The 21260-nt window shown below is 51.6% G+C and carries 19 protein-coding genes and 1 pseudogene; 11 read left to right on the top strand and 9 right to left on the bottom strand.

The window, feature by feature from the left end; translation table 11 throughout:
• Positions 1-179 precede the first annotated feature (179 nt).
• Positions 180-1367 (top strand): efflux MFS transporter YdeE, encoded by a 1188-nt coding sequence (gene ydeE / locus NBA72_RS01945; protein WP_042947309.1) that lies wholly within the window; start codon positions 180-182, stop codon positions 1365-1367.
• Between the two features lie 246 nt (positions 1368-1613).
• Positions 1614-1709 (top strand): protein MgtS, encoded by a 96-nt coding sequence (gene mgtS / locus NBA72_RS01940; protein ID WP_000901355.1) that lies wholly within the window; start codon positions 1614-1616, stop codon positions 1707-1709.
• Positions 1710-2055: 346 nt separating this feature from the next.
• Here mgtS and NBA72_RS01935 read toward each other — a convergent pair whose 3' ends face one another.
• The gene (locus NBA72_RS01935) at positions 2056-2448 is read right to left on the bottom strand and encodes a YdeI family stress tolerance OB fold protein (protein WP_000776348.1); all 393 of its coding nucleotides are present in this window, start codon (positions 2446-2448) and stop codon (positions 2056-2058) included.
• 426 nt (positions 2449-2874) lie between these two features.
• Here NBA72_RS01935 and NBA72_RS01930 point away from each other — a divergent pair, with 426 nt between their 5' ends.
• Positions 2875-3402: a 2-oxo-tetronate isomerase gene (locus tag NBA72_RS01930; protein ID WP_001235357.1), complete on the top strand. Its 528-nt coding sequence runs from the start codon at positions 2875-2877 to the stop codon at positions 3400-3402.
• Between the two features lie 118 nt (positions 3403-3520).
• On the opposite strand, the gene NBA72_RS01925 is transcribed toward NBA72_RS01930, so the two are convergent.
• Together NBA72_RS01925 and dcp are read right to left on the bottom strand one after the other, a co-directional pair.
• Positions 3521-3703 (bottom strand): general stress protein, encoded by a 183-nt coding sequence (locus NBA72_RS01925; protein WP_000807642.1) that lies wholly within the window; start codon positions 3701-3703, stop codon positions 3521-3523.
• A gap of 344 nt (positions 3704-4047) precedes the next feature.
• The gene (gene dcp / locus NBA72_RS01920; RefSeq protein WP_000106261.1) at positions 4048-6090 is read right to left on the bottom strand and encodes a peptidyl-dipeptidase Dcp; all 2043 of its coding nucleotides are present in this window, start codon (positions 6088-6090) and stop codon (positions 4048-4050) included.
• A 138-nt stretch (positions 6091-6228) separates the two neighbouring features.
• Between dcp and ydfG the strand changes: the two genes are divergently transcribed.
• The 3 genes from ydfG to ydfZ all read left to right on the top strand — a co-directional run bounded on the left by ydfG (position 6229) and on the right by ydfZ (position 8175).
• Positions 6229-6975 (top strand): bifunctional NADP-dependent 3-hydroxy acid dehydrogenase/3-hydroxypropionate dehydrogenase YdfG, encoded by a 747-nt coding sequence (gene ydfG / locus NBA72_RS01915; protein ID WP_000636564.1) that lies wholly within the window; start codon positions 6229-6231, stop codon positions 6973-6975.
• A gap of 129 nt (positions 6976-7104) precedes the next feature.
• Entirely contained in the window at positions 7105-7791 is a 687-nt protein-coding gene (locus NBA72_RS01910; protein ID WP_000215563.1) for a GntR family transcriptional regulator, read from the top strand.
• A 180-nt stretch (positions 7792-7971) separates the two neighbouring features.
• The gene (gene ydfZ, locus NBA72_RS01905; RefSeq protein WP_000989267.1) at positions 7972-8175 is read left to right on the top strand and encodes a putative selenium delivery protein YdfZ; all 204 of its coding nucleotides are present in this window, start codon (positions 7972-7974) and stop codon (positions 8173-8175) included.
• Positions 8176-8241: 66 nt separating this feature from the next.
• On the opposite strand, the gene NBA72_RS01900 is transcribed toward ydfZ, so the two are convergent.
• From NBA72_RS01900 to NBA72_RS01880, 5 genes are all read right to left on the bottom strand, one after another.
• Positions 8242-9708 carry a mannitol dehydrogenase family protein gene (locus NBA72_RS01900; protein WP_001181240.1) on the bottom strand — a complete coding sequence of 489 codons (1467 nt, stop codon included), beginning with the start codon at positions 9706-9708 and terminating at the stop codon, positions 8242-8244.
• Positions 9709-9851: 143 nt separating this feature from the next.
• Positions 9852-11132 carry an MFS transporter gene (locus tag NBA72_RS01895; protein ID WP_042947311.1) on the bottom strand — a complete coding sequence of 427 codons (1281 nt, stop codon included), beginning with the start codon at positions 11130-11132 and terminating at the stop codon, positions 9852-9854.
• 53 nt (positions 11133-11185) lie between these two features.
• The gene (locus tag NBA72_RS01890) at positions 11186-12205 is read right to left on the bottom strand and encodes a Zn-dependent oxidoreductase (RefSeq protein WP_000836494.1); all 1020 of its coding nucleotides are present in this window, start codon (positions 12203-12205) and stop codon (positions 11186-11188) included.
• A gap of 10 nt (positions 12206-12215) precedes the next feature.
• Entirely contained in the window at positions 12216-13430 is a 1215-nt protein-coding gene (gene rspA, locus NBA72_RS01885) for a starvation-sensing protein RspA (protein ID WP_000706270.1), read from the bottom strand.
• Positions 13431-13551: 121 nt separating this feature from the next.
• Complete coding sequence (locus NBA72_RS01880) at positions 13552-13878, bottom strand: YnfA family protein (RefSeq protein WP_000921382.1); 327 nt, start codon at positions 13876-13878, stop codon at positions 13552-13554.
• A gap of 152 nt (positions 13879-14030) precedes the next feature.
• Between NBA72_RS01880 and NBA72_RS01875 the strand changes: the two genes are divergently transcribed.
• Both NBA72_RS01875 and speG read left to right on the top strand, forming a co-directional pair.
• Positions 14031-14372 carry a DUF1283 family protein gene (locus NBA72_RS01875; RefSeq protein WP_001066440.1) on the top strand — a complete coding sequence of 114 codons (342 nt, stop codon included), beginning with the start codon at positions 14031-14033 and terminating at the stop codon, positions 14370-14372.
• Between the two features lie 35 nt (positions 14373-14407).
• Positions 14408-14968 (top strand): spermidine N1-acetyltransferase, encoded by a 561-nt coding sequence (gene speG / locus NBA72_RS01870; RefSeq protein ID WP_000199997.1) that lies wholly within the window; start codon positions 14408-14410, stop codon positions 14966-14968.
• A 40-nt stretch (positions 14969-15008) separates the two neighbouring features.
• Here the strand turns inward: speG and NBA72_RS01865 are convergent, their stop codons facing one another.
• On the bottom strand, positions 15009-15719 hold the full coding sequence (locus tag NBA72_RS01865; protein WP_000743122.1) for a YnfC family lipoprotein: 711 nt from the start codon (positions 15717-15719) through the stop codon (positions 15009-15011).
• A 103-nt stretch (positions 15720-15822) separates the two neighbouring features.
• Between NBA72_RS01865 and NBA72_RS01860 the strand changes: the two genes are divergently transcribed.
• The 3 genes and pseudogenes from NBA72_RS01860 to ynfF all read left to right on the top strand — a co-directional run bounded on the left by NBA72_RS01860 (position 15823) and on the right by ynfF (position 21260).
• Positions 15823-16131, top strand: a complete 309-nt coding sequence (locus tag NBA72_RS01860; RefSeq protein WP_000975516.1) for a DUF1161 domain-containing protein — start codon at positions 15823-15825, stop codon at positions 16129-16131.
• A 156-nt stretch (positions 16132-16287) separates the two neighbouring features.
• A pseudogene (ynfE, locus tag NBA72_RS01855) lies at positions 16288-18726 on the top strand (selenate/tellurate reductase subunit YnfE).
• Positions 18727-18824: 98 nt separating this feature from the next.
• On the top strand, positions 18825-21260 hold the full coding sequence (gene ynfF / locus NBA72_RS01850; protein WP_064043632.1) for a selenate/tellurate reductase subunit YnfF: 2436 nt from the start codon (positions 18825-18827) through the stop codon (positions 21258-21260).

Raw genomic sequence — 21260 nt, 5'->3', positions numbered from 1 at the left:
TCAGTGCGCCATAACAGGACTTTTCTTTTTACCGTGAGCATGGCATTGAACAACACACGATGGGCAAAATCCTGCGTTATGGTATGTTAAGACTACGCTATAGCGTATAGACATCATGCTTTTGCGGGCACGGTAGATTAAAACGTCCCGATACGTAACCTCGATTTCAGGCAGGAAAAATGAATCCAGTATTGAGACGTTCGACGTTGGCTCTACTCGCCTCATCGCTGTTATTGACAATTGGACGCGGCGCCACGCTCCCCTTTATGACCATCTATCTTAACCGTCAGTACGGTTTAGGCGTGAATCTGATTGGCTACGCGCTGACCAGCGCGTTAACGATCGGCGTCATCTTTAGTCTTGGCTTTGGGATTCTGGCGGACAAGTTTGATAAAAAGCGCTACATGTTACTCGCGATTATCGCCTTCGCCTGCGGATTTATCGCCATCCCAATGGTGCATAATGTCGTACTGGTTGTCCTGCTTTTTGCGCTTATTAACTGCGCCTATTCGGTTTTTTCTACCGTCCTGAAGGCCTGGTTCGCCGATAATCTCACCGCGACAACAAAAACACGGATTTTTTCGCTCAACTATACCGTACTCAATATCGGCTGGACGGTTGGCCCGCCGCTTGGCACGCTGCTGGTGATGCAAAGCATCAATTTACCCTTCTGGCTTGCCGCCATCTGTTCCGCATTTCCGCTGGTCTTTATTCAGGTATGGGTGACACGTTCGGTTGCCGCCAGCGAGGGGAAAAATGCCGCTATCTGGTCTCCCTCCGTTCTGCTGCGCGACAAAGCATTATTGTGGTTTACGCTTTCGGCATTTCTGGCCTCCTTTGTGGGGGGTGCCTTTGCGTCCTGTATTTCACAGTACGTTATGGTCGTTGCCGATAGCGGCTTCGCGGAAAAAGTGGTAGCCGTCGTCCTGCCGGTTAATGCGGTTATTGTGGTCAGTTTGCAATACGCCGTGGGCCGTCGACTTACCGCCGTCAATATTCGACCAATGATGACGACCGGCACCGTCTTTTTTATCGCCGGGCTCATCGGATTTATTTTTTCAGGCGACAATCTGTTTTTTTGGGGGCTTTCAGCGGCAGTATTCACGATTGGCGAAATTATTTATGCCCCCGGCGAATATATGTTAATTGACAACATTGCGCCTGCCGGGATGAAAGCCAGCTATTTTTCAGCGCAATCGCTGGGCTTGCTGGGTGCGGCGGTAAACCCGCTGGCCAGCGGCGTCATCCTGACGACGCTTCCCGCCTGGTCGCTTTTCGTTGTCCTGATAATCGCCATTGTGTTCGCCTGGGCACTGATGTTAAAAGGAATGCGGATTCCCCCTACGCAACAGGCTATTACCTGTTAATTATCTGCAGCCAGTGATGTGCGCAGTTTCTGGCGCACCGGGTTAACCCTATATATTGCAGGCTAATTATCTGCTGTCACTGCGGTAATTCAGGAATATTCCTGGGCGCTGACGAAAATATTCTAATGCTTTACCCTTCCAGTAAAATAAATACGCAATTCAGACTTTGCTTAAGTATAAATTAGTACTATAGTCTGTACGAGGTTTTTAAAAAAGAGGATGCACGCTAAAATAAGGAGAAACGAGATGTTAGGCAATATTAACCTTTTTATCGTTGTATTAGGAATTATTTTATTTTCCGGATTTCTGGCAGCCTGGTTCAGTCACAAATGGGATGATTAATGAACGGAGATAATCCCTCGCAGAGCCGGCCCCTTGCTGCATCGTTGCGCAAGGGGCCGCTTTTGTCTGGATGGCAGGCAAAAAAAACCGCCGGTTCACCAGCGGTAAATGCTTGCATGGATAGATTTGTGTTTTGCTTATACGCTACCGGGCAAATTCTTGCGAGGATAACGGATCGCTAACGACTGTAGCACCGTCAATATCAATGAAGCTTAAACGATACGCAACCAGACCTGAATAAGACATTATGGGACCTTTTGTCCCCCAGGCGCTTTTACAAGACCCATGGTATCAGGCCAGCCGCGTGCCCCGTATGGCTGACCTGGAGATTGCCGGTTAGCGCGCGTTATTTTTGCAATCGGTTCACGCGAACAAGCGGTTCCTTCGCTTTCTTGTCCAGACTACCGTTAATGTTGATCATTTGATCCGGCTGAACTTCCCGCCCATCAAATACGGCGGAAGGAATTATCACGTTAATCTCGCCGGATTTATCACGAAATACATAGCGATCGTCGCCTTTATGATCAATAAGGTTGCCGCGCAGCGAAACGGTCGCGCCATCATGCAGGGTTTTTGCCTGTTCGATGGTCATTTTTTCTGCATCATCCGTACCGCGATAACCATCCTCAATAGCATGAGGCGGCGGCGGTGCCACGTCTTTTTTTAATCCCCCTTGATCATCCGCTAGCGCGTAAGGCATTATCAGAAAACTTAAAAATGCAGCCACCTGTAGTTTCATGCTCTCTCCTTAATAACGTCTATTTGACGTATTAAGTCTGGCCGCTATTTTTAGTTTTTACAAACATGAATTTACCCGCAGAATATTAAGCAATAAAATCAACCCATCCGGATTAATATGCAACCGACATCAGCGCCGGTGAGCGCGAAAGCGTAACGGCGTAATAGTTAACTTGCCACATCGCTGAAGTCATATGCATCAACGTCTGGATAGCAATTCAGAATAATCGGCTTTATTTTTTGAGGATAATGGCCTTACGCATAATCAATGACAGTCATCGCCGTAAGAAAGTAAGCAAGTTATGCAACAGCGGGTTTGTTGGTAACTGGATAAAATAATCATTCACTGACAATGTCATAAAATAAATATGCCATACTTGAGAAGAACGAACATATTTCATTTGTCTCTGTAACGGAAAAATAAACGATGAGATTAGAACAGCACGATATTGTCACCCTTGATGAAGCCGAATCCGTCGATAGCCTGACAAAAAAACTTGGTGATTTACTGGTTAACCAGAAACTCCGTCTGACCACTGCAGAATCCTGCACTGGCGGGAAACTGGCTTCAGCATTGTGCGCAGCAGAAGATACGCCCTCATTTTACGGTGTGGGTTATGTCACCTTTACTGATGAAGCCAAAGCAAAAATCTTACGCGTACAACGCCACAGTCTTGCCGAACATACCGCCGTCAGCGAAGCGGTCGTTACTGAAATGGCACAGGGCGCTAAGGATCAGGCTGAGGTCAATATCAGCATAGCGATCAGCGGCTATGGCGGTCCGGAAGGCGGCGAAGATGGCACGCCGGCGGGCACCGTTTGGTTTGCCTGGAATATTAACAATACGACTTTTACAAGCCGACAACATTTCAACGGAGATTGTCAGGAAGTATTGGAAAAATGCGTACGCTTCGCCCTCGCTGAATTGCTTTTTCTGTTAACGAAGAAAGCATAAACAATAATTTCATCTGACCGGTCAGAATAACTCCCGGTCAGAATAAAAAATGCGAGCCTATGGCCCGCATCGTATGCGCAATATTTCAGAATATATTTACGAAATATCAGGAGTAAAATTAATTGCCGGATTTCCGTCCGCCACTGTGGCTGTTCTGGCCACCTTTTTTACCCGCTTCAGATGCACGCTGTGGGTCGTTTTTAAAGTTCCCACCGCTATGCTGGCCGCCTTTACGACCTGCTTCTGAGGCTTTCTCTTTATCTTCTGCAAAATTACCGGAACCGCCGCGATGTTCTGCCATAATATAATCCTCATGATGATGTTGCGTTTTAAATATGATATGTCTTCTCATATCATGTGATACAGTTCTAAATCTAGTCGCCCTGTGCGCAGTGTCAAATTCATTTCTGCATTATTTACATAATACCACCACATAGCGGAAAATATATTTTTTGAAAACATCAACAGCGAAGCGGTAATAAATCTTTGGCAATCAAGCCACCACGGGAAAATAAGTAGAAAAATCCGAATGCACGCCCTCTTTATATTCAGACAATTTAACCCCATAAATTTAACTGGCTGTCATCAGAAGTGCAGGATTCATTTTCAGGTGGTTGTTCGACAGTGCCGAACAACCGTATCAGCTTACCGATCGAGCCCACGATATTGCAACATGGGGTCAATATGCGGTTCATGTCCACGCCAGGCTGAATAAAGCGTTTCTAAATCAGTACTATTCCCCCGGGAAAGGATAGCATCACGAAAACGTTGCCCGTTTTCACGCGTCAGGCCGCCCTGCTCTACAAACCATTGATAACCGTCATCCGCTAACATTTGCGTCCACAGGTAGGCGTAGTATCCCGCTGCGTAGCCGCCGCCGAAGATATGGGCAAAATAACTGCTGCGATAGCGGGGCGGAACTGCCGGTAAATCAAGATGCTCGGCGGCCAGCGCCTGCTGCTCGAACTCAGCGACAGACTGCTCTGCTACGCTCTCCTCCAGCATATGCCAGCGCATATCCAGCAATGCGGCGCCGAGCAATTCAGTCATATCGTAACCTTTATTAAATAAACTCGCCTTGCGCATTTTTTCCTGTAAATCAGCGGGCATTTTTTCACCGCTGTCGACATGACGCGCGTAGCGTTCGAACACGCGTGGATGGCTCGCCCAATGCTCATTAATCTGGGAGGGAAACTCGACAAAGTCGCGGGGCGTATTGGTACCTGAAAGCGTGGCATAGCGCTGAACGGCAAACAAACCATGTAACGTATGACCAAACTCATGGAAGAGCGTAATAACGTCGTCCCAAAGCAGTAATGCAGGCTGCCCATCAACCGGTTTCTGATAGTTACATACATTGTATATAACGGGCCGGGTTTCATTGAGTGTGGATTGCTCGACAAAATTCCCCATCCACGCGCCGCCGCTTTTCGAGTCCCGCGCGAAGAAGTCGCCATAAAATAACGCCATGCCGACACCATCGGAGTCGAAAATCTCCCACACCCGAACATCAGGGTGGTACACCGGAATGTCAAAACGCTCGACGAAGGTGATGCCGAATAGCTGGTTGGCGGTCCAAAAAACCCCTTCTTGCAACACCGTATTTAAGGCAAAATAGGGCTTCAGTTGCGCTTCATCTAACGCATATTTTTCCCGCCGAACCTGTTCGGCATAGAACATCCAGTCCCAGGCCTGAACGGTGTAGCCGCCCTGCTCACCATCAATGACGTTCTGAATTTCCGCCTGTTCATTGAGTACACGCTGACGCGCTGGCGGCACAATGCCACGCATAAAGCTCAGTGCGGCTTGCGGCGTTTTCGCCATCTGATCGGCCATTTTCCATGCGGCATAATTGGGGAAACCCAGCAGTTTTGCCTGACAGCGACGAATCTCTACCAGACGCTGAACGATAGCGCGGGTATCGTGGGCATCTCCTTTTTCCGCCCGAGTCCATGACGCTGCGAATAAATTTTCGCGGGTCTGGCGATCGCGCAGCGTAGCAAGCGCAGGCTGTTGCGTCGTATTAAGGAGCGGAATGAACCAGCGCTCCTCCAGGCCTTTTTCACGCGCCGCTTCAGCAGCGACGGTCATTTCTTCCGGGCTTAATCCTGCCAGGCAATGCGCGTCATCGACCGCCAGCCCGCCCGCTTTACTTGCCGCCAGCAGACGCTGATTAAACTGACTCATTAAGGTCGCGGATTCAGTATTCAATACTTTCAGTCGCGCTTTATCCTCTTCGGCAAGCTGCGCGCCTGCCAACACAAAACGCTGATGGATAACATCGACCAACCGTAGCGACTCATCATCCAGCCCCAGTGAGTGACGCTGTTGCCAGACGGCATCCACGCGAGCGAATAACGCGCTATTCAGATAAATATCGTTGGAGAGCGCCGCCAGCTCGGCAGAAAAGGCCTCATCCAACCGCTGGAGTTCATCGTTAGTGTGTGCGGCCGTCATCGCGAAAAAAACGCTGGTGACGCGTGACAGAAGCGCCCCGCTTTGCTCCAGCGCCAGAAGCGTATTCGTAAAGTCAGGGGCCGCCGGATGATTGACGATGGCCTCGATTTCCACGCGTTTTTGCCGCACGCCCTCATCAAAAGCAGGACGATAATGGCAATCTTTGATCCGATCAAAACGCGGTGCCTGATAAGGCAACATACTCTGGTCTAACAAAGGATTCGTCGACATTTTTCACTCCTGAAAATAGGTTGATCATAAGAGTAAGCTTCCCCCTATGCTGACCGCAACCGTGTTAACCAGGATTACCCTTTCATAAACGTCGCGTGCTATGGTAATACAACACAAAAAGCGTTGAGGAACTGTGTGATGATCGTTTTAGTAACTGGAGCAACCGCAGGGTTTGGCGAGTGCATTGCACGCCGTTTTGTTGAGAATGGACATAAAGTCATTGCCACGGGACGTCGTCATGAACGCCTGCAAGCGTTAAAAGATGAGCTTGGCGAGAACGTATTGACCGCCCAACTGGACGTGCGCAACCGCGCGGCCATCGAAGAGATGATGGCCTCTCTGCCTGCGCAGTGGCGCGATATTGATGTGCTGGTCAATAACGCCGGTCTGGCGCTGGGTCTTGAACCGGCGCATAAAGCCAGCGTAGAAGACTGGGAAACTATGATCGATACTAATAATAAAGGCTTAATTTATATGACCCGCGCCGTGCTGCCAGGAATGGTCGAACGTAATCGCGGTCATATCATTAACATCGGTTCGACCGCCGGCAGTTGGCCTTATGCTGGTGGCAATGTCTATGGCGCGACGAAAGCCTTTGTGCGCCAGTTTAGCCTGAATTTGCGCACGGATTTACACGGCACGGCGGTTCGCGTGACCGACATTGAACCGGGTCTGGTTGGCGGTACCGAGTTTTCCAGCGTCCGTTTCAAAGGCGACGATGAGAAAGCGGGTAAAACCTACGAAAATACCACCGCGCTCACGCCAGAAGACATTACCGAAGCGGTATGGTGGGTGGCCACACTCCCCGCGCATGTGAATATTAATACCGTTGAAATGATGCCTGTTACCCAATCTTTCGCAGGGCTCAGCGTCCACCGTAGCTAAGAGGTTATACCCGGTCTGCGGGCCGGGTAACCCCTGGCAAACGTATCTGCAACCAAGAACATGATCGGTATAGACCGCCACGGAAAAGTGGTAGAGTATCCGGGTCAACCGCCTAAAAAGTAAGAATGAATGACCGTCGAAACGCAGCTTAACCCTACACAGCCTGTCAACCAGCAAATTTACCGTATTCTTCGGCGTGATATCGTGCATTGCCTGATCCCGCCTGGCACACCGCTATCAGAAAAAGAGGTCTCAACCCGTTTTAACGTTTCGCGTCAACCGGTGCGCGAGGCTTTTATAAAGCTGGCGGAAAATGGGTTGATTCAGATCCGCCCTCAGCGCGGTAGTTATGTGAATAAGATTTCGCTTTCTCAGGTACAGAATGGCTGTTTTGTACGGCAGGCGATCGAATGCGCGGTGGTCCGCCGTGCGGCGGCGATGATCACCGACAACCAGTGCTATCAACTGGCGCAAAACCTGCACCTGCAACATATTGCCATCGAGCGCAAACAGATTGATGATTTTTTCCAGCTTGATGACGATTTCCACCAAAAACTGGCGCAGATCGCCGATTGCCAGTTAGCGTGGGATACCATTGAAAATATCAAAGCGACAATTGACCGGGTTCGCTATATGAGTCTGGATCATGTTTCTCCGCCGGAGATGTTGCTGCGCCAGCACCATGATATTTTCTCCGCGCTGGAAAATCGTGACGGCAATGCGGTTGAGAGCGCAATGACCCAGCATTTGCAGGAAATTAGCGAATCCGTTCAGCTTATCCGTCAGGAAAACAGCGGCTGGTTTAGCGAAGAGTAACCCCCTTTAACGTCGGGGTGAGACGCCTTCTCCGCTTTCTCGCCCTGCACATTCCCGCCTAAAAAGCCGTGAGCTTGATCAAAAACAAAAAAAATCCGCAACGATAAGCGTATTTATATGTCGCCCGTCATGCGGGGAAACCTGCGGGCTTTGGCAGTAAGTTTGAAAGGAGAAAACACCATGATGACATACGATCGTAACCGTAACGCAATCACTACCGGTAGCCGGGTCATGATAAGCGGCACGGGTCATACCGGGATTATCAAAGCCATTGAGAGCGAAGGTCTGGATGCAGGTCAAATTCGCCGCGGCAAAACGGTGATTGTCGAAGGTTGTGAAGGTAAATTCGCGCCGGTCGAACTGATCCGTCTTGGCATGAACTGATACCACTGGCCGCTAAGAACCGCTCCGGCCTTCCCGGTAGCATAATGCTACCGGGTCTCTGTTGCGCTACTTCAACCGCTCGGCATATTTCGCCACGCTCGCTTTCGCGCCATATGTCAGTAAACTGTCATAGGCTTCTTGCACTTTTTGCGTAAACCGCGCCGCCTGCGGCAAATCGTTGCCGAAAATTTCAGCCATTCCCAGCAGCGCCTTAACACGACTGGCGCCTTCTTCACTATTTGCCACGGCGCGCTGAATAACCGGCAATAGCGGATCGCTAATGTCGATCGCCTTGCCCTGCTCATCCACGCCGCCAACGTAACGCATCCACCCCGCCACGCCCAGTGCCAGCAAATCAAAATCGCTATGATTAGCAAGATGCCAGCGAACGGAGTCCAGCATACGCTGCGGAAGTTTCTGGCTACCATCCATCGCAATCTGCCAGGTACGATGACGCAGCGCCGGATTACGGTAACGCGCAATCAACTGATCGGCATAACGCTGTAAATCTACCCCCTGGACTTTCAGCGTTGGCGCCTGCTCGCGTAACATTAACGCCTGCGCGGTCAGACGATAGTTGTCGTCAGCCATGCAGTCATTAATATGCTGATAGCCGGCAAGATACCCCAGATAAGCCAGGAATGAATGACTGCCGTTAAGCATTCGCAGTTTCATCTCTTCAAACGGAACCACGTCGGCGACCAACGTCGCGCCCGCGTTTTCCCACTGCGGACGACCCGCCACAAACGTATCTTCTATCACCCACTGGCGAAACGGTTCACAGGCAACGCCCGCCGGATCGCGCACGCCGGTCAGTTGTTCGATTTTATCCAGCGTCTCCGGCGTGACCGCAGGGACAATCCGATCAACCATGGTTGACGGAAATGTCACGTTTTGCTCGATCCATATCGCCAGTTCCGCATCCACCTCCCGGGCGTAAGCCGTCACAACCTGACGCGTCACATGCCCATTTTCCGGCATGTTATCGCAGGACATCACGGTAAATGCCGGTAAGCCTGCGGCTTTACGACGCGCTAACGCTTCGACAATAATACCCGGTGCCGTTAGCGGTTGATGCGGATTTTGCAGGTCGGCGGCAATCATGGGATGTTCCAGCAGAAGTTGGCCCGTGGCTGGCGAATGACAATACCCTTTCTCGGTAATGGTCAGAGACACAATCGCTATTTGCGGTTCGCACATCGCCGCCAGCACACGTTCCAGACCATCAACCTGGACATGCAACGCCGCTTTGACGACGCCCACCACACGCGCCGTCCAGGCATCCGCCGACATCTCCGCCACGGTATAGAGGTTATCCTGCTGCTTTAGATCGGCAATCTGCTGTTCGCCGCCAATAAGATTAACCTCATAATAGCCCCAGTCGCTATGCTGCTCCGCAGCCAGAATATCTGTATAAACCCCCTGATGCGCGCGATGAAACGCGCCAAAACCGAGATGGACCATCCGCGCCGCCAGCGCCGCACGATCGTAATCAGGAAGCGTCGCCTTTGCCGATAAAAGCCTGTTTTGCATTTTATAACCTCTATATTCTGAAAGCGGAACAGTCGCAGAGTAACGCCTGCCCTGGTGCATTTGGATTTACGCTAATTAAACAAAAGTGACCGGACAGCATGGCCGAAACCGCATTAGCGTTCCGGCCATACCGTCGACACGATTTAACTCGTCTGGGTTGCGGAGTGGCGTAACTTCTCTGCTGCTGTCGCTTCCGCCGCATCCTCAGGCAAACTCAGGTCGCGATCTCTGACCTCCGGCATCAACAGCGCAGAAATCAGACCAATACACGAGTAGAGCACCAGCATAATTAAGATGGGCAGCCAGGAATCGGTCATGTTACAAAAGATCCCTGCGAGGACGGGGCCAAAACCGACCGCCACCAGCCCCCCTGCCTCTTTTGAAATCGCCATCCGGGTGAAGCGATTACGCGATCCGAAAATTTCCGCCATGGTGATGTTTTCCAGCGCAAATAATCCCAGCACGGCAAAGTTATGAATAACAATGAGCGCCGCCATAATTACGCCAGGGCTATACATTTTATCTACCACAATAGACAGCATCGGCCAGGCGAGAATAATCGCGGAGATATTCAATATTATATACGGCAGCCGACGACCGTATTTATCGGACAACCACCCCAAGAGTGGGATAGTGATAAAACCAATTACGGAACTTATCATTAACGCATCGGTTGGGATAGATTTGTTAAATAATAACGTCTGAACCAAATATCCGGCAAGGAAGGTTTGAATAAGCCCGGAATTCCCCGCTTGTCCAAAACGTAAACCGGTGGCCAGCCAGAAAGATTTGCTGGTAAACATCGCGCCCAATGTATTTTCTGACGCAGGCGTTAACGCTGGCGATTTTTCGCCTTCGCTTACTTTTTCGAATACCGGACTTTCTTTCAAATTCATTCGCAGCCAGATCGCCGTCGCGCTCAACGTACCGCAATTGGTGCCCATCGCGACCAGCGAGGAAATGATGCCACGCTTTCCTTTCGGCGCATACTCGGCCAGCATGGTACCCGCGCCGGAAATTTCCGCCCCGGCGCCCAGCCCCTGTATAATTCGCAATGTCACCAGTAATACTGGCGCAAAAATGCCGATTTGCGCATACGTCGGCAGTACGCCAATCAGCGTGGTGCAGATCCCCATCATGGTGATGGTAATAAACAATACTTTTTTTCGTCCGATGCGGTCGCCCATTTTACCAAAAACAAAGGCGCCGATAATTCTGGCTATATAACCTGCACCATAGGTGCCCATTGCCAGAATAAGCGCCATTGCGGCAGACTGTTCCGGGAAAAATATCTCATGGAAGACCAGAGCCGCGCCTAGTGAATATAACTGAAAATCCATAAATTCAAGCGCGGTGCCTAACCAGCCAGATACGGCAGCGCGCACTAAATCCTGAGTCGATCGTTCATGCTTTATTTGTGTCATATAGGCAATCTCTAAGAGGTAAGATGCGTACCACTTACTCGCAATTATTTATATTATTTCGCAAACGTGAGTAAGACTTTGCAGCATTGACGCTGGTCTTTCTCGAAAAGCTCAATCGCGTCGGTGACATGTTGATAATCAAATGTATGCGTTATCAGCTTATCCGGATCAATAAGCCCTTTATTCAGCCAGTCAATCACGACCGGGAATTTATTGGCATTAAGACGCGATGAATAAATAGCCAGCTCTTTTCCGGTAATACCCTGCTGTACAATCTCACACGGGTCGCTGGAAAATCCCATCAGGACAATGCGTGCCGCAGGCGATGCAAGGGTAATCGCCTCTTGCAGGATAGCGGGATGACAGGCGGCATCGACAATCAAGGTCGGTTTTAGCGCCTTCTGCTGTAGAAATTCCGCCAGTGAATGTTGACCATTATTGAGGGTCCAGTCAGCGCCGCTCTGCTTCGCCATCGCTAAACGCTCTTCAATGCGATCAACGACTATGACCGTTTTAACCTGATAAACCCCCTTCAGCGCCTGTACGGTCGTCAGTCCCATCGGGCCAGCGCCATAGATAAGCGCCACGTCCTGCTCGGTTGGATTCACCTGCCCCGTCACATTTGCCGCAATGGTAAACGGCTCAACCATGACGGCATGATGATCTGCGATGTTGTCCGGTATGCGATGAGCATTACGGGCCGGCGCCACCGCATACTCGCTGAAACCGCCGTCACGATGCACGCCCAGCACCACCAGCGAGGTACACACATTGGGTTTACCGACTGAACAAGGGTAACAATGCCCGCAACTGATCACCGGATCGACGGATACCCGTTCTCCTATCCGGTCGCGATTGACGTTGTCGCCTACCGCGTCGATGACACCGAAAAATTCATGGCCTATGACACGGGGATATTTTGCAAAGGGATTATGTCCCCGATAAATATGACTGTCGGAACCGCAGATACCCGCCAGTTTCACTTTAATACGAACTTCGCCCGGCGCAGGCTGCGGAAGCGCGCGCGTTTCGATAGTTAATGTATTCGGTTTTTCGATTACGATACTTTTCATTTTTCGCTCCTTACCAGTTCCACAGTGTGCCGTCTTCCAGGCGGGCCACCGGCAAATAGGCTGGATCGTACGGATATTTCGCCGCCAGTTTTTCATCGAACTCAATGCCCAGTCCTGGCTTGTCGCCCGGATGCATATAGCCGCCCTCGAACGTCCAGTTATGCGGGAAAACCTCCAGCATCTGTTCGGAGTAGCCCATATACTCCTGTACGCCAAAGTTAGGCACCCACAGGTCGAAATGTAATGCAGCGGCCATACAAACCGGCGACAGATCGGACGGCCCATGCGAACCGGTACGCACCTGGTAGAGCGAGGCAAAATCGGCAATGCGGCGCATCCCGGTAATACCACCGGCATGGGTAAGCGTGGTGCGGATATAGTCAATCAATTGCTCTTCAATGAGCTGTTTGCAATCCCAGATACTGTTAAAGACTTCGCCTACCGCAATCGGCGTGACCGTATGCTGGCGGATGAGGCGGAAGCACGCCTGATTTTCAGCCGGCGTCGGATCTTCCATCCAGAACAAACGATAGTCTTCAATACTTTTGCCAAAGCGGGCAGCCTCAATAGGCGTCAGTCGGTGATGCATATCGTGCAGAAGATGTTCATTAAACCCGAACGTATTACGCACGGCGTCAAACAGCTTTGGCGTAAAATCGAGATACTTTTCCGTTGACCACAACTGTTCTTCCGGCCACTGGCCTTTTGTCGCGGGCTCATAGGCCAGCCCCTTGCCCTTCGCCATGCCGTAGGTGGTTTTCATCCCCGGAACGCCGCACTGCACGCGGATTGCTTTGAACCCTTGCTCTTTATGACGCGCGTAGTCTTCCAGCACATCGTCGATGGTGTGGCCTGTAGTATGGCAATACACCATGACGCCTTCACGCGAAGCGCCGCCGAGTAACTGATACAACGGCATATTGGCGGCTTTGGCTTTAATATCCCATAGCGCCATATCAACCGCGGAAATGGCGGACATGGTGACAGGGCCACGGCGCCAGTACGCGCCTTTGTAGAAGAACTGCCAGATATCTTCGATGCGGCGAGCATCCCGCCCGATGAGCTGTGGGCACAGGTGATCGGTAAGGTACGAGGCCACCGGGAGCTCGCGTCCGTTCAGGGTGGCATCCCCCAGACCGGTGATCCCGTCTTCCGTGGTTATCTTTAAGGTGACGAAGTTACGCCCTGGACACGTAACAAAAACTTCAGCCCCTACAATCTTCATTTTTATTCCTTACATCGCATTATGGGATGCAGGAAATTTACTCAACTGAGCTACTACCATACAAGTATATTGATGTAAAAAGCGCTGCCAGATCACAAAATGTTCTGGTCGCGCGGCAATGTTACGTACGTCCCCATCCGACGACGATAATCAGCATTCCACACAGCGCGATCAGCGCGCCGCACCAGTCATAAACCGTGAGCCGGACGCCATCGACAACACGTAACCACAGGAGCGCAGTACAGACATATACCCCACCGTAAGCCGCATAAACCCGCCCACTCGCCGCCGGATGCAAGGTCAAAAGCCAGACGAATAACGCGAGTGACGCGGCAGCAGGCAGAAGCCACCACACGCTGGCGCCGCGCTTAATCCATAGCCAGGGAAGAAAACATCCAATGATTTCACAGAGGGCGGTGACAAAGAAAAGCAGAGTCGTCTTTAGCATGAGATTCATTTGGTTACGAAATGATAAGTGATAATACAACAGAATATCGTTACGGTTATCCGGCCATTCTTGTGTATATGCCAGGCATAAGGATTGGTGTAGAATTTACAGGTGGTTTACCGCTTTTTCCCCTCTAATGAAAGGATGTTGTGATGAACAATACGCTGAGCAAACGCCTGTGCCTGACGGCAATGCTTACGTTGGCGGCCGTTGTATATACTACTTCCGCATTCGCTGAAACCAGTAAACTGGTGATTGAATCGGGAGATAGCGCACAAAGTCGTCAGGAAGCGGCGATGGAAAAGGAACAATGGAACGACACTCGCAGTCTGCGCCAGAAAGTGAATACCCGCGCAGAAAAAGAGTGGGACAAAGCCGATGCCGCCTTTGATAACCGCGATAAATGCGAGCAAAGCGCCAACATCAACGCCTATTGGGAGCCCAATACGCTGCGGTGTCTGGATCGTCGTACAGGTCGCGTTATTACGCCCTGATGCAGGATAACTAAAAGGAAGTGTAAGGATACAGTATGACAAGTGACTACAAGGTCAGACTGCGCCCGCTTGAGCGTGAAGATTTACGATTTGTCCACCAGCTTGATAATAATGCCAGCGTTATGCGTTACTGGTTTGAAGAGCCGTATGAGGCTTTTGTCGAACTGTCGGATCTCTACGACAAACACATCCACGACCAAAGCGAACGGCGCTTTGTCGTCGAATGCGATGGTGAAAACGCCGGGCTGGTGGAACTGGTGGAAATTAACCATGTGCATCGGCGGGCGGAATTTCAGATTATTATCTCGCCGGAGTACCAGGGAAAAGGCCTGGCGTCACGCGCGGCCAAACTGGCGATGGATTACGGATTTACCGTACTCAATCTCTATAAATTGTATTTGATCGTCGATAAAGAGAATGAAAAAGCGATTCACATCTACCGTAAACTCGGGTTTAGAGTAGAAGGCGAGCTGATTCATGAGTTCTTCATTAACGGCGAATACCGTAACACCATCCGCATGTGTATCTTCCAGCAGCAGTATCTGGATGAACATAAAACGTCCGGTTCTACGCTCCTGAAACCCACCGCGCAGTAAACGCGGCGCGGTAGTCACGGAGAATCGCACCGCGCCCGGTTTAGTAGTAATCGATACGATTTTTAATGGTGTAATGGTGGGACACTGCCGGCTTAACGCTCTCATCGACGATAACAAGCCGGCAGTCAACAGGGTTCGCATACGCATCATATTCGCAGCTCTGTGTGACGTTGCCGACCTGTCGATCATCCACCCGGCTGACTGCCGTGTAATCCAGCTTTTTACGCGGGTCCGCGGAGGGTTTTGCCGTCACCGAGAGCGTATTCTGCGAGTTTATGGTTGTCTTACCTAGCGGATAGCCTTCGCTATCATAGCGATACTCGACTTTCATCTCTTTGCCCGTCGCCGATACCACAAAACCGTTGTCGTCCGTTTCCCAGGTCACGCCCGCCGAAGGCAACGCCGCCAGCTGGCACTTACCCTGTAACTGCACCTTTTTTTCCAGCGTCTGAGCATCCCGGTAATAATTGGCATCCAGCACGAGCGCCAGCCCCGTATTATTCTCCAGATCGTGTAACTCAAGCGTATCAAAGCAGCCTTCCTGTGAAAGCGTACCGGTGACCTGCTTCGCCACTTCGCCATTCTCACTCATCAATGTCTGGCTGAAATCCTTTACCGGACCACGTAATGGATCAAAATCAAATTCGTTCGAAAAACTGGCCATTTCCGGCGTAAAAGACTCAAGGGATTTCGGGTTATCACAACCTGCCAGTATCATGCACAATAACGTCAGTAAAAGGGGTTTCTTCACACGTATCACCAGGATGAAAAGATATTTATCATCATATTAGCAAATACAGTTATTTACACGAAAAATGCTAAGCTTAGAACATCGTCATTAATCACAGGAGTTCATGATGAAAATCGCAACTGCAATAGCCGCTCTGGCGTTAGTCAGCGCCCCCTCGCTAGTAATGGCGGCACCGGGATCGTGCGAGAGAGTAAAAAGCGATATTGAACAACGTATCATCAATAACGGCGTGCCGGCGGATAATTTTACGCTCACTATCGTTCCTAACGACCAGGCCGATCAGCCGGACTCACAGGTGGTGGGCCATTGCGCGAACGACACGCATAAAATTCTTTATACCCGCACCAGCAGCGGCAATGCGCCAGCCAATACCTCTCCCGCTCAGGACGGTTCATCCGCCGAACCGCAATAACCTCCTCCTGCCCTCCGGGTCCGGAGGGTAACGCTCTTTGACATGGATTAATAACCCTTACTCCCAAAGGGGTAAACTCATTACATCATTAGCATGTTAATAATTTCGTTATAGTTATCAATATATAGCGAAATAATAATGACAATGGAGTGAGTGATGCCCGGAGAAAAGCAACAAACAGGCGTTAGCCGCAGGACGTTAGTGAAATCAGCGGCGCTTGGCTCACTGGCGCTGGCTGCCGGAGGCGTATCTTTACCGTTTGGGATGCGTACCGCGGCCGCGGCGGTGCAGCAGGCTATGCGCAACGAAGAAGATAAAATCGTCTGGGGCGCCTGTTCGGTCAACTGCGGCAGTCGCTGCGCCCTGCGTCTGCATGTAAAAGATAATGAAGTCTGGTGGGTTGAAACTGATAACACTGGCGACGATGTCTACGGCAATCATCAGGTTCGCGCCTGTCTGCGGGGCCGTTCAATCCGTCGGCGCATTAACCATCCGGATCGCCTTAACTATCCCATGAAACGCGTTGGCCGCCGCGGCGAAGGCAAATTTGAACGCATTAGCTGGCAGGAAGCGCTGGACACCATTAGCGCCAGTCTGAAAAAGACCGTAGAGACCTACGGCAATGAAGCCGTTTATATCCACTATTCATCCGGCATCGTAGGCGGCAACATAACCCGCTCGTCGCCTGCCGCCTCGCCGGTGAAGCGTTTGATGAACTGCTACGGCGGTTCGTTGAATCAATACGGCTCATACAGTACCGCGCAAATTTCTTGCGCCATGCCCTACACCTATGGCTCCAACGACGGCAACAGCACGTCTGATATCGAAAACAGTAAACTGGTGGTCATGTTCGGCAATAATCCGGCTGAAACACGCATGAGCGGCGGCGGCATTACCTGGTTTCTGGAGCAAGCGCGTGAACGCTCAAATGCGCGCATGATCGTGATAGATCCGCGCTATACCGATACCGCTGCCGGACGTGAAGACGAGTGGATACCGATTCGCCCCGGCACCGACGCCGCGCTGGTGGCGGGAATTGCCTGGGTATTGATTAACGAAAATCTCGTTGACCAGCCTTTTCTCGACAACTATTGCATCGGCTACGATGAAAAGACCCTTCCGGCTGACGCGCCCCCCAATGGCCATTATAAGGCTTATATTTTGGGCCAGGGCGAGGACGGTATCGCCAAAACGCCGCAGTGGGCGTCACACATTACCGGCATCCCCGCCGATCGGATTATCAAACTGGCGCGCGAGATAGGTAGCGTCAAGCCGGCCTACATCTGTCAGGGTTGGGGCCCGCAGCGTCAGGCGAACGGCGAACAAACCGCTCGCGCCATCGCCATGTTACCGATTCTGACCGGCAACGTCGGCATTCATGGCGGTAATAGCGGCGCACGCGAATCTACTTACACCATTACCATTGAACGTCTGCCGGTCCTGGAGAATCCCGTTAAAACCGCCATCTCCTGCTTTAGCTGGACGGACGCCATTGCGCGCGGCCCGGAAATGACCGCCCTGCGCGACGGCGTACGCGGCAAAGATAAGCTGGATGTTCCGATCAAATTTCTATGGAACTACGCTGGCAACACCCTGATTAATCAGCATTCGGATATTAATAAAACCCATGAAATTCTTCAGGATGAAGCAAAATGCGAAATGATTGTGGTCATCGACAATTTTATGACCTCTTCCGCGAAGTACGCCGATATTTTACTGCCGGATCTCATGACCGTCGAACAGTAAGATATCATCCCCAATGATTACGCCGGCAATATGGGATATCTGATTTTTATCCAACCGGCGACGACGCCTAAGTTCGAGCGCAAGCCCATCTACTGGGTACTCAGCGAAATCGCCAGACGCCTCGGCGACGATGTGTATCAGCGGTTTACCGAAGGCCGTACACAGGCGCAATGGCTGCAATATCTGTACGCCAAAATGCAGGCAAGAGATCCGGCATTGCCCGCGTATGACGATCTAAAAAAAATGGGCATCTATAAACGTAAAGATCCCAACGGCCATTTTGTCGCCTATAAAAAATTTCGTGAAGATCCGCAGGCCAATCCGTTAAAAACGCCGTCCGGTAAAATCGAAATCTACTCAAGCAAACTCGCTCACATCGCCAGTACCTGGGAGCTGGCGGAAGGCGACGTGATAAGCCCACTGCCGATTTATACCCCTACTTTTGAAGGATGGGACGATCCGAAGCGGAGCACCTTCCCGCTACAGCTGTTTGGCTTTCACTATAAATCCCGTACCCATTCAAGCTACGGCAATATTGATGTTCTGCAGGCCGCCTGTCGCCAGGAGGTGTGGATAAATCCGCTCGATGCGCAAAAACGCGGTATCGCGAATGGCGATAGGGTTCGCGTCTTTAACGATCGTGGAGAAGTGCGTCTACCCGCCAAGGTCACGCCGCGTATTCTGCCGGGCGTCAGCGCGATGGGTCAGGGCGCATGGCATAATGCGGATATGGCTGGCGATAAAATTGACCACGGCGCCTGCATCAATACGCTCACGACGCTGCGTCCTTCCCCCCTGGCAAAAGGGAATCCTCAACATACAAATCTGGTGGAAATCGAAAAAATCTAAGCCGCCTGCTCCGGGACGTTTTTACGCGCCCGGCGCTCCCCGTTTTGCGAACACAACGACATTTAAAACTCTTTTTTGGATGAGCATAGTGAGCTGTTATGAAAATCACCAACCCTGAGGCATTAATGGCGGCCAGTATCAGCCGACGAAGCCTGGTGAAAACCTCCGCTATCGGTAGCCTTGCGCTTGCCAGTAGCGCTTTCACCCTTCCGTTCTCCCGTATCGCCCACGCCGCAGCAGATCTCGCATCTGGCAATGTGGCAGAAAAAGCGGTCTGGAGTTCATGTACCGTTAACTGCGGCAGCCGCTGCCTGCTGCGCCTGCACGTAAAAGATGACACCGTATATTGGGTTGAGTCGGATACCACGGGCAACGATGAATATGGCAACCATCAGGTACGCGCCTGCCTGCGCGGTCGTTCTATTCGTCGCCGGATGAATCATCCCGATCGCCTGAAATATCCGATGAAACGCGTTGGTAAACGAGGAGAAGGCAAATTCGAACGTATCAGTTGGGATGAAGCGTTGGATACTATCGGCGATAACCTGAAACGTATCCTCAAGGACTACGGCAACGAAGCGGTACATGTCCTTTACGGTACCGGCGTGGACGGCGGCAATATTACCAATTCTAACGTACCGTATCGCCTGATGAATGCCTGCGGCGGCTATCTCAGCCGTTACGGTAGCTACAGCACCGCCCAAATCAGCGCGGCCATGAGCTATATGTTCGGCGGCAACGACGGCAACAGTCCGGATGATATCGCCAATACAAAACTGGTGGTGATGTTTGGCAATAACCCCGCGGAAACACGTATGAGCGGCGGCGGCGTGACATACTATGTCGAACAGGCGCGCGAACGCTCCAACGCCCGGATGATCGTCATTGACCCGCGTTATAACGACACTGCCGCCGGCCGCGAAGACGAGTGGCTGCCGATTCGCCCAGGTACCGATGGCGCGCTGGCGGCGGCAATCGCCTGGGTGCTGATTACCGAAGATCTTATTGATAAACCGTTTTTGGATAAATACTGCATCGGCTACGACGAAACCACTCTGCCCGCCTCGGCCCCGCGTAACGCGCACTATAAAGCCTATATTTTGGGTCAGGGCGAAGACGGTATCGCCAAAACGCCGCAATGGGCCGCGCAGATTACCAGTATTCCGGCGGAAAAAATCATTCAACTGGCGCGGGAAATCGGCTCGGCGAAACCGGCTTACATTTGCCAGGGCTGGGGACCGCAACGCCACTCTAACGGGGAGCAGACCGCACGCGCAATCGCCATGTTGTCTGTACTCACCGGTAACGTCGGCATAAATGGCGGTAATTCCGGCGTGCGCGAAGGTACCTGGGATCTGGGCGTCGAATGGTTTTCTATGCTGGAGAACCCGGTAAAAACCCAGATTTCGGTCTTTACCTGGACCGACGCTATCGATCATGGCGCGGAAATGACCGCCACACGCGACGGCGTGCGGGGAAAAGACAAGCTCGACGTGCCGATCAAATTTTTGTGGTGCTACGCCAGTAATACGCTGATCAATCAGCATGGCGATATCGCCCACACCCACGAGGTGCTTCAGGACGACAGTAAATGTGAAATGATCGTCGGCATCGAGCACTTTATGACCGCGTCGGCAAAATATTGCGACATTCTGCTGCCTGATTTAATGCCGACCGAGCAGGAAGATCTGATTTCCCACGAATCCGCAGGCAATATGGGCTATGTCATTCTTGGTCAGCCCGCCACCTCGCCGAAATTTGAAAGAAAGCCCATTTACTGGACGCTCAGTGAAGTGGCTAAACGGCTTGGTCCGGACGTATACCAGACCTTCACAGAAGGCCGCACGCAGCATGAGTGGGTCAAATACCTGCACGCAAAAACCAAAGCGCGTAACCCGGAAATGCCGGATTACGAAGAGATGAAACAGACAGGGATTTTCAAGAAAAAATGCCCGGAGGAGCACTACGTCGCTTTCCGCTCATTCCGCGAAGACCCTGCCGCCAACCCACTGAAAACGCCGTCCGGTAAAATCGAAATCTATTCCGAGCGTCTGGCAACCCTCGCCAACACGTGGGAGCTGAAGAAAGATGAGATTATCCATCCTTTACCCGCCTATACGCCAGGCTTTGACGGTTGGGACGATCCGCTTCGTCAGCGCTACCCGCTACAGCTAACCGGCTTCCACTATAAAGCGCGTACCCACTCCAGCTACGGCAATATCGACGTCCTGCAACAGGCGTGTCCGCAGGAGATCTGGATCAACCCAATTGATGCGCAAGCGCGCGGCATTCAGCACGGCGACACCGTGCGGGTCTTTAACCAGAACGGAGAGATGCTCATTCCGGCAAAAGTCACGCCGCGCATATTGCCTGGCGTCACCGCTATCGGCCAGGGCGCCTGGTTAAATGCCGACATGTTTGGCGACAAAATCGATCGCGGCGGCTCCATTAACATTCTGACGTCGCACCGGCCTTCCCCACTGGCGAAAGGTAATCCGTCACACAGTAATCTTGTTCAGGTTGAAAAGGCGTAA

It is taken from the genome of Salmonella sp. NW1250 (assembly GCF_051812965.1).
Taxonomy (GTDB): domain Bacteria; phylum Pseudomonadota; class Gammaproteobacteria; order Enterobacterales; family Enterobacteriaceae; genus Salmonella; species Salmonella enterica.
Note: the sequence above shows the minus strand (reverse complement) of the source record. Positions and strands in the feature narration are given on the sequence as shown.